Consider the following 8057-nt stretch of genomic DNA (forward strand, 5'->3'; position numbering starts at 1 on the left):
AGGTGAAACAAATAGCTGAGGTGTTAGTATGAAAGTTTTGATTACAGGTGGTTATGGGTTCATCGGTTCTTTTGTCGCGGAGAGATTTAATAAGGAAGGCTATAAAGTATTCATCCTCGACAATCTCAGTTCAGGCAATCAGAGGAACGTCACATTTCCGCATAAGGCATACGAGCTGGATGTAGCGGATAAAAAATGTGACGAGGTATTTAAAAGCAACAAGTTCGATGTCGTTGTACATTTAGCGGCCCAAGTGAGTGTTGTTGCATCCATGGAAGACCCCCTGCTGGATTCGAATACGAACATTCTTGGACTCGTGAATATGCTGAAGCTATCGAGCAAATATAGCGTGTCCACATTTATTTTTGCGTCATCGGCCGCCGTTTACGGCATGAATGAAAATACTCCGTTACATGAAGATTCAGCGTGTGATCCGGTATCTGTTTATGGAATAAACAAGCACATCGGCGAGATGTATTGCCGCAAATGGACGGAAATGTACGGCTTGCGAACGCTAGCCTTTCGCCTGGCGAATGTGTATGGCCCCAGACAAAGTGCAGTAGGGGAAGGCGGCGTCATCTCTACTTTTTTAACCCAGATTAACCATGGAAAAGAAATAGTTTTGCACGGGGACGGCAGTCAAACGAGAGATTTTATTTATGTAGAGGATGTAGCTGACGCCATTTTCCGTTCCGTTACCACGGATGATACCGGGGTGATGAATTTGTCTACCAATCAGGAAAGCAGCATTAATGAGCTGATTGACATTCTCGGGGTGAACCAGTCTCTCCAGGGAATATTACGAAGGAAAAAACGCCCAGGAGACGTAGATAAGTCGGTTTTGGACAATACGCGGGCAAAAAGAAGACTAGACTGGGTTCCGATGTATTCATTGCCGGAGGGGCTGGGAAAAACGGCGCAGTGGTATCAAACGACCCTTGCAGAGAAAGAACAAGAGCAGGAACAGGAGAGCGATGCGAAGAAAACGATCCATTGGCTCCGTTCATGGGATGTAAGGCCGTACATTGAGAACATTCTCGCTTTTCTTGTGGTGATTTTCGCTACAGTTGGAACGGTTAACAGCGGTGTTTTTGATCTCAAGCTGATTTACATCGTGTTGATAGGCGCGATTTACGGAACGAAGCAATCCCTCTTGTCTGTCATCCTGGCCTGTGGACTTTTCATCGGAGAAAGTTTGCATAACGGGCGCGATATCGTATCGCTCTTGTATGACGCCAATGTTCTGTTTCATATCGCTGTCTATTTTATTATCGGAATTGCTGTGGGTTATTCGATCGACAAACGCAACAGGGACGTACTGTCCAAAGAACTGCAAAAGCAAGCGATGGAAGACAAGTATGACTTTTTAAAAGACATTTACAACGATGTCCTGATGGTCAAGCAAGAATTGCAGCAGCAGATCGTGAATTCAGAAGACAGCTTTGGAAAAATATACAACATCACCAAGGAGCTGGATAGCCTTGAGCCTGAACGCGTATTGCAGAAATCGGTCAAGGTGTTGGAAAGAATCATGAAGTCCGATGAGATCGCAATTTATACGATGAATCAAAATGGCTCCTTCTTGCGATTGATGGCTAAATCAAATAAAGCGGGCTTTGATCTGCCACGCTCGTTGAAAATGAGTGAGCATGCTTATCTTTCTGAATTAATGACAATGAAGAAGATCATCGTGAATAAAGAGCTGCGTCACGACATGCCTCTTATGGCAGCTCCCATTTTTGACAAGGGCAAAATGGTGGCGGTCATTACGCTGCAACAACTTGGATTCGAGAATTTTACGATGTACACCCAAAACCTTTTTCAGGTCGCCGTTCAATTGATCTCTTCCGCGTTGTCGCGTTCACTTCGTTTCTTAAACTCCACACAAAAGGATCGCTACCTAGAAGGCACCTCCATCCTGATTCCAGCTTATTTTTCGGCTATGTTGAAGAATAAAAGGGACGCCAAGCAACAGTTGAACACGGATTTTACACTCTTGACAGTGGACGCTGCGCAAATGGATCATCATACGCTCTCTACCTTTATCGCGAGCTCTCTGCGCGAAGCGGATTATATGGGAATGGACGAAACAGGAGATGTCTATATCATTCTCTCCAATTCAAACGAGCAAGAAGCCAATATCGTGATTGATCGGCTTGGTAGACTCGGCATTGCAGCGAGAATTGTACAGGAAAAAGACCAGGATCGCTTCTCCATGAAGGATGGCGCCTATGCTTAATCTAGTCCTCCTCCATGTCTTGGTGACTGTTAGTTACAGTTGGATGCAAAGCCGCGGCAAAAATAAGCAGGTGCTTATTATGCGAATGCTTGTTGCTGGCTTTCTTCCTGTTTTTGGCCTCCTGTTATTGGGGATAACCGATGTGTACAAGCGAACGTCGAAAAAGAATGTGAATGAGCTAATGCTGGAGAGTGATTTGCTTAAACTAGCCGAGGGATCGAATATTTTCCGAAGAGCGGACATGGAAAAGGAAATGAACATCGTTCCAGTTGAGGACATTTTGTTTTTGAACGACACTAGCACGCGCCGAAAGATGCTGATCGATGTCCTGAAAGAGCAGACCATTTGGCAGATCGGCACATTGGAGACAGCCTTGCAAAACGAGGATTCGGAAACGGTTCACTACGCGGCAGCCGCTTTAACGGAAATGCGGCGCAACCTTCAACTCAAACTGCAGGATTTATCAGTGAAATACGAGGAGAACAAGCAGGATCTTGAGGTTTTACGCGCCTACGCAGACGTTTTGAAGAAGTACTTGGACAGTTCACTGATTGATCAACGCACCTATGTGAAATACAGCTATACGTATTCCTTTGTGCTGGAGTCTTTATTGGACATTTATCAGGAACAAGAAAGCTATTTTGTGGACAAGATCAATTGTGAGTTAGTGAACCAGTCCTATGAAAAAGCCGCACAGTACTGTCAATTGTTTCATGAGTATCATCCAGAAAGCGAACAGCCATATGTTATGTCGCTAAAGCGATTCTTTACGATCAGAGACCATGCAGGGTTTGCGGCAGAAATGAATCGATTAAAAGGCTCGTCGGTTAAAATCTCTCACGCTACGCTGATGATGATCCGCTACTGGAACACCCTGGAGGCGGATGAACAAGACAGTACTTGGAAGGAAGTCGCTGCTGCACAGGAAGCAGGGACGAATTCGAAAGAGATGAGCGATACAAAATGAGAATGACATGGAACAGGAGAAAGAAAAGAGACAGGGAAAAGGACCGAGAATGGAGCGGGGCGAGGTCCAACGATATTCCCGTGAAAAAAAACATCTACATCATTCTGATCTTTGTGGCGATTCTCGGGATCACCATAGAAGCTACCCGTTCCCAGTTCATCCTCCAGGTGAGCAGTAATAAATCGGGAGGCTCGGGAGTGCAGACTGACGAGCCGAAGCAAAACGCAATCAGCCAGGAAGAAATCGCCAAGCTTGCAAGGGAGCGGTTCCTCATTCTGCATGATTCCAAGGATGAGAGCAGTATGGCAATCGCTAGGAATGTGGAGCAAGTGCTGCGGTATATGAAAAAGGAGTACGATCTCGCAGACGTTAAGCAGTTCTCGAAGCCCGATTCCCAATACATGACGGTCATTGTCACCATAGAAAATCTGGGCTTGCTAGCCGATCTGGATGCGATGATGCAATATGCGCACAATGGGGGAAATGTGTTCCTTTCACGTACGCCAGAATACAACGACAGCTTATATCGCATTTACCGAAAGCTAGGGATCAATTCCATCGATCTCCCCATCGTGACAAACGGCATTCAGATGACATCCAATCTCTTGATCCAAGGAGAAGATGCAAAAATCGGGGCAGAGTCCATTGTTAATTCCTCGATTCCTGTAGAGTTGGATAGGAAAGCGAAAGTACATGCAGTTTCTGCCGACAATATGCCACTGCTATGGGAGGCCCAGCATGGACAGGGAAAGTTTCTGGTCTATAACGGGACGAATATGCAATCTGCAATGAACAGAGGACTGATTGCTGGTGGCATCAGTTTACTGAATCAAGATTTCATGTACCCTATTTTCAATATGAAAATCACGTATATTGACGACTTTCCCGCTCCCTTTCGTCAGGGAATCGAGCCGAATATTTACGGCGAGTACCGCAAAGATATTCCCAGCTTCTTTCGGGATGTGTGGTGGCCCGACATGATCAAGCTTGCTGCTGATTATGATGTGACCTACACGGGAGCGATTATCAAAACATACAATAACCGAGTTGCCGCCCCCTTTACAGATGAGGAAGGAACGGATTCGAACAATCTGATTACGTACGGCAGGGATTTGTTGAAATTGGGTGGTGAATTGGGCATCCACGGATACAATCATCAATCGCTGGTTACTGATCAAGCGACGGCGAGCCATTACGAGTATAAGGCTTGGCCTGATGAAGCAAGCATGGCTGAGTCACTTGCATACCTGGACGATTATATCAGGAAGGTCTTCTCGTCATACGACGTACAGGTGTATGTCCCGCCTTCCAACGTGTTGGGAGCGGAAGGGCGTCGAGCGCTGAAAAAGTCCTTCCCTGATCTGAGAGTCATTGCCTCCTTATATGCGGAATCAGACAGCACGCACGAATACATCCAGGAGTTTTCCGTTGCGGAGGATGGCATCGTAGAGCTGCCGCGTATTACCTCGGGATACAGTCGCACAGACATTCATGATTGGTACATAGCGAATGCGATCACATCCATCGGTGTTTTTTCTCATTTTGTTCACCCAGACGATGTGTTGGACAAGGAGAGAAGCAATAACAAGTCGTGGCCGGAATTGGTAAAAGACTTTCAACTCATGATGGAAGAGCTTTACCAGCAGTATCCATGGCTGCGTAGCCAGACTGCTTCCGAAGCTGCAGCAAGCCTTGAGAGCTATTTGCAGACAGATGTGTATATCGCGCATACAGATAAAAAAATGACAGGATACATGAACAATTTCTCCGGCGAAATGTATTACATCTTGCGGACAAACAAAAAAATGACGAGCTTGGTCAATTGCACGGTAGAAAAAATAGAGGAAGGCGCCTATCTTGTACATGCAACGGGTGCAAAATTTGAAATAGGACTGGAAGAGTAAGCGATGAAAATTTGTCTGATTGCCGAAGGATCTTACCCTTTTATTACAGGAGGCGTTTCTAGTTGGATTCATTCCTTAATCGCTAGTATGCCAGAGCATGAATTTATCATTTATGCGATTGGTGCAGAAGAGAAAAACAGGGGGAAATACGTCTATCAGCTCCCTGCAAATGTGGTGGAGATCAAAGAGGTATTTCTGGATGCCTATCTCAAAGAAGAGGCTGCACTGGGCAAGCGTCTGGGGCTAACTGAGGATGAGCAGCAAGCGGTGCTTTCGTTGCTTGATGGCAGTAAGGGCGACTGGCACGCTCTTTTTTCCGTGTTGTCAGGGAGTAAGGTGCCATCCGTAGCCGAGTTGCTTACAAGCAAGGACTTTTTCGAGGTAATCCAGCGGCTTTGCGAGCAAAAATACCCGCAAATTCCCTTCACCGAAATGATCTGGATGATTCGCTCGATGGTGTTGCCGCTATGTCTGGTCATTCAAAACGGCATGCCGCAAGCGGATTTGTATCACAGTGTTTGTACAGGATATGGCGGTGTAGCTGGGAGTCTCGGGAAGTATTTGCATGCAAAGCCGTTTTTGCTGACGGAGCATGGAATCTATACCCGCGAGCGGGAAGAAGAAATTATCAAGGCAAACTGGATTAAGGGTCACTTTAAAGATATTTGGATCGATTATTTTCATAACCTTTCTGCATGTGCCTACTCCTACGCGGATGAGGTAATCACGTTGTTTGAGCGAAACAAGGAAATTCAGATTGAGCTAGGCTGTGATCCTTCCAAAGTATCAGTGATCCCAAACGGTGTAAAAGTGAGCGACTATGCAGACATCGTGGAGGAAAAAAAGAACGACGCAATAACTATTGGCGCTGTCGTCCGCGTGGTACCCATCAAGGATATTAAAACAATGCTGCACAGCTTCGGGCTCGTCAAAGAACAAGTGCCACACGCACGCTTTGTCATCATGGGCCCGACAGATGAAGACGAGGAGTATTACACAGAATGCCTGCAATTGGTCGAAAGCCTGCAGCTGGAGGATGTTACGTTTACGGGTGCGGTTAATGTGAAAGAGTATCTCGGAAAAATGGACATGCTTGTTTTGACTAGCATCAGTGAAGGACAACCGCTCGTTATTTTGGAAGGAATGGCATGCAGAAAACCCTTCGTCACAACGGACGTGGGAAGCTGTCGGGAATTGTTGTACGGCAATGGTGACAACTATGGCAACGCAGGGATAACGGTACCCGTCATGCATTTTACTCAAATTGCTCAAGCGATCATTACGTTATGCCAAAACGAGCCCATGAGACGGCGTATGGGCAGATGTGGCTTCCAGCGAGTATCGACTATTTACACACATGGGAATTTCTTGGCGGGATATCGCAATATGTATCGGAAATACGAGGTGTAAGAAACATGGCGGGCATTGGCTTTGAACTGAAGAAAATGTTTCGGAATAAAGGGTATTTGTCCAGTGTGAAGGCGTATGCATTTTCTTCGCTGGTCACAGTCGGACCGATGCTGATTTGTATGGTAATGATTACGGTGCTACAGCAAATCCTTCTTCAATTGAATGTCAGCTATTTGGAAAGGATGTCTTTTTTAGCAGCTGTCGTTTATGCATTCGTGTTTTCGCTGTTAATTACCTGCGGCTTTTCCATGGTCATTTCTCGCTATATTGCAGACAAAATTTACTTGCGTGAGTATAACGACATCATTGCGTCTTTGTATGGAGTTATCGCTGTTTGTCTAGGTTTGGGGGGGATTCTGGGCGGTGTTTTTTACTGGCTCGCGCCTCTGCCGTCTGGCTTCAAACTCGTAGCCTACCTTCTTTTTGTGGAACTGATCGTCGTATGGCTGCAATCCGCCTACTTGTCCGCATTAAAGGATTATATGCGCATCATTCGTGGGTATTTGGCTGCTGTTGCCGTTACGCTTCTGGCTGCGTTTCTGCTGTTGAATCTGACTGAGCTGGAAAAAGGGATCGCGATGCTGATTTCTTTGGATCTCGGCTTTTTTACGATGATCGTCCTCTCTATGATTCATCTTGAGAGTTTTTTCCCGAAGCGGGAGAGGAATTATTTTGATTTCCTGAAATACGTGAAAAAGTACCCAAGTCTGCTTGGTGTGGGTCTTTTTTGTTCTCTTGGTTTTTATGTGCACCATTTCATTTACTGGTTGGGGAGTCCGTTGCAGGAGGTCGTAGCGGATACTTACGTGATTGCGCCTTTTTACGACGTGCCAGCGTTCTACGCTTCCTTGAGCATATTGCCTACCATGGTCATGTTTGTGGTATCTGTGGAGACTGCTTTTTACGAGAAGTACCGAGCGTATTACGGAACGATATTGGGCACAGGCTCGGTGCAGGATATCAAGCGGGCGAAAACAGACATGGTTCAAACGTTGATGCAGGAGCTCAGCTTCATGATGGAGGTGCAGTTGTTCTTTTCCTTCGTTGCACTGGCTCTAGGCATTACGCTGCTTCCGCATATCGGTTTTACGTCCGATCAAATGGAGAGGTACAACATCTTGGTCATCGCGGGGTATTTGTACGCTGTTATGTTTGTGATCGTGCTGATGTTGCTCTATTTTGACGATCGGAAGGGAGCGCTTACGGTGACAACCTTATTTCTCGTCAGTACCGTTGTCATCACTATAGCGATGTTGCCCCTTCATAACTACGGTTTTTCATTTTTTATTGCCTCGTTTCTTGGACTGGTAGCCGGTCTCGACAGGTTGATCTATTACTTGAAAAATATCGATTATTACACTTACTGCCTACAGCCGCTCTTTGTCAAAGGAAAGCGAGTGCAATAGATGGTTACGTATAGATTGGGGAGGACTTAGGTTGAAGAAAAAACGATTCATACTGAGCCTGCTCGTAGCATTAGGAGTTGTATCGGCTGGTTGTACGCAGGATGCGCCTGAACAGCCAGTGTCAGACAACC

5 protein-coding genes are annotated in these 8057 nt (G+C 46.0%); all 5 read left to right on the top strand.

Annotated features, from left to right (window positions below; translation table 11 throughout):
• Positions 1 to 28 precede the first annotated feature (28 nt).
• Genes PMI05_RS29265 through pelG form a run of 5 tightly spaced genes read left to right on the top strand, consistent with a single transcriptional unit; the run spans position 29 to position 7926 of the window.
• Complete coding sequence (locus PMI05_RS29265; protein WP_007729888.1) at positions 29 to 2239, top strand: NAD-dependent epimerase/dehydratase family protein; 2211 nt, start codon at positions 29 to 31, stop codon at positions 2237 to 2239.
• Entirely contained in the window at positions 2232 to 3206 is a 975-nt protein-coding gene (locus PMI05_RS29270) for a hypothetical protein (protein WP_007729889.1), read from the top strand. Before PMI05_RS29265 ends, PMI05_RS29270 begins: the two co-directional genes overlap by 8 nt.
• Entirely contained in the window at positions 3203 to 5110 is a 1908-nt protein-coding gene (locus tag PMI05_RS29275) for a DUF2194 domain-containing protein (protein ID WP_007729891.1), read from the top strand. The genes PMI05_RS29270 and PMI05_RS29275 overlap by 4 nt, the downstream gene beginning before the upstream one ends.
• A 3-nt stretch (positions 5111 to 5113) precedes the next feature.
• Positions 5114 to 6520 carry a GT4 family glycosyltransferase PelF gene (pelF, locus tag PMI05_RS29280; protein WP_007729893.1) on the top strand — a complete coding sequence of 469 codons (1407 nt, stop codon included), beginning with the start codon at positions 5114 to 5116 and terminating at the stop codon, positions 6518 to 6520.
• Positions 6521 to 6525: 5 nt separating this feature from the next.
• Positions 6526 to 7926, top strand: a complete 1401-nt coding sequence (pelG, locus tag PMI05_RS29285; RefSeq protein WP_007729894.1) for an exopolysaccharide Pel transporter PelG — start codon at positions 6526 to 6528, stop codon at positions 7924 to 7926.
• Positions 7927 to 8057: the final 131 nt, after the last annotated feature.

This window comes from Brevibacillus sp. BC25 (assembly GCF_000282075.1).
GTDB lineage: Bacteria > Bacillota > Bacilli > Brevibacillales > Brevibacillaceae > Brevibacillus.

Bases quoted from the DNA above. Each gene is read 5' to 3' on its own strand.
- PMI05_RS29265 (WP_007729888.1), top strand. From the start codon at position 29: ATGAAAGTTTTGATTACAGGTGGTTATGGGTTCATCGGTTCTTTTGTC.
- PMI05_RS29270 (WP_007729889.1), top strand. From the start codon at position 2,232: ATGCTTAATCTAGTCCTCCTCCATGTCTTGGTGACTGTTAGTTACAGT.
- PMI05_RS29275 (WP_007729891.1), top strand. From the start codon at position 3,203: ATGAGAATGACATGGAACAGGAGAAAGAAAAGAGACAGGGAAAAGGAC.
- pelF (WP_007729893.1), top strand. From the start codon at position 5,114: ATGAAAATTTGTCTGATTGCCGAAGGATCTTACCCTTTTATTACAGGA.
- pelG (WP_007729894.1), top strand. From the start codon at position 6,526: ATGGCGGGCATTGGCTTTGAACTGAAGAAAATGTTTCGGAATAAAGGG.